2 protein-coding genes are annotated in these 1239 nt (G+C 64.1%); both read left to right on the plus strand.

The features are described 5' to 3' along the window. The first annotated feature begins 109 nt into the window (after positions 1-109). A complete protein-coding gene (locus tag ACFYUV_RS51415) occupies positions 110-820 on the plus strand; it encodes a phosphotransferase family protein (RefSeq protein WP_387683451.1) in 711 nt (236 codons plus the stop codon). A gap of 41 nt (positions 821-861) precedes the next feature. After that, positions 862-1239: transposase (locus tag ACFYUV_RS51420; protein ID WP_387683453.1), on the plus strand; the 378-nt coding region annotated here is incomplete at its 3' end.

The following is a 1239-nucleotide window of genomic DNA, read 5'->3' on the forward strand; positions in this document are numbered from 1 at the left end:
GCTCCCACTCCGCGTTAGTTAAGTCACCTCGACCCATAGGCCAATCGTGACCGCCCAGGCACGATCAGTCAGCAGATCTAAGAAACAGCACCTAGTCGAAGAGGGCCGCGTGGTCACGTTCTGGCAGCACGTGGACAGTGACGGCCCGTCGCCGAGCTTCAGGGACTTGGCAGTGATGCTGAAGGAGCTGCATGCGCCGCCCAAACCGGTGGACCTCGTCTTGCCGCTGTTCGGCCCGCTGGGCCGCGTAGAGGACCGCTTGGAGTGTGCCCAGAGCGTCTCAGAAGGCGACATCGAGTTCCTGCGTCGACGCGTCAAGGAGCCCTACGCCGAATACAACGCCCTGGAGTTCGCGCTGCCCGCCGGCCACATTCACGGCGACGCCCACAAGGGCAACCTGCTGCGCCGCACGGACGGGAACGTGATTCTTCTCGACTTCGAGCGGTTCCCTTTCGGTCCACGCGAGTGGGACCTCAGTGCGGCGGCCATCGGGGTTCCCTTCCAGGGCTTCCGGTGGCTCGACGATGAGGAGTACGCACAGGCTGTGGATGCCTACGGCTTCGACATAGCGGAGTGGCCGGGGCTGCACACACTCCGTCGAATTCGCGAGATCACCATGACGACCTGGCTCATGCAGAACGTGGAGCACGGTCATGATGTTCGCGCTGGATTCGACCGCCGCATCGCATCCCTACGCCATGAAGTTCTGCCGCGTGCCTGGCGGCCCTTCTGGAGCGGGCATTCCACCAGTCCGGCGCGCATCGAAACACGTGATCGATCGAACGGTCAGGCACCGACAGGTGGGCTTGATCCGGTTTGACGGACATCCGAGATCAGGGGTTCGTCCCCGGAAGGATGTCCATGATGGAGAGCATGGGGAAGAAGAAACCGCGTCCTCGCCGCTCGTTCACACCGGAGTTCAAAGCCGAGATCGTCGAGCTGTGCCGGCGCGGTGACCGCTCGGTCGGTCAAGTGGCCAAGGACTTCGACCTGACCGAGACCGCGGTCCGTCAATGGATCCGCCAGGCCGAGGTCGATGCCGGCCAACGGGATGGGTTGACCAGCAGCGAGCGGCAGGAGCTGGAGGCGTTGCGGCGGGAGAACCGGCGGCTGCGCGAGGACGTCGACGTTCTCAAGCGGGCCACCTTAGATTCAAAGAGTCAAGGCAACACATTGGGCCGGGGTTCGGTAGCCGAGGCACTTGCGTGGGCGGTTGTTCAGCCGGGCGGCCAGGGCGTC

It is taken from the genome of Nonomuraea sp. NPDC003560, assembly GCF_042878785.1.
GTDB lineage: Bacteria > Actinomycetota > Actinomycetes > Streptosporangiales > Streptosporangiaceae > Nonomuraea.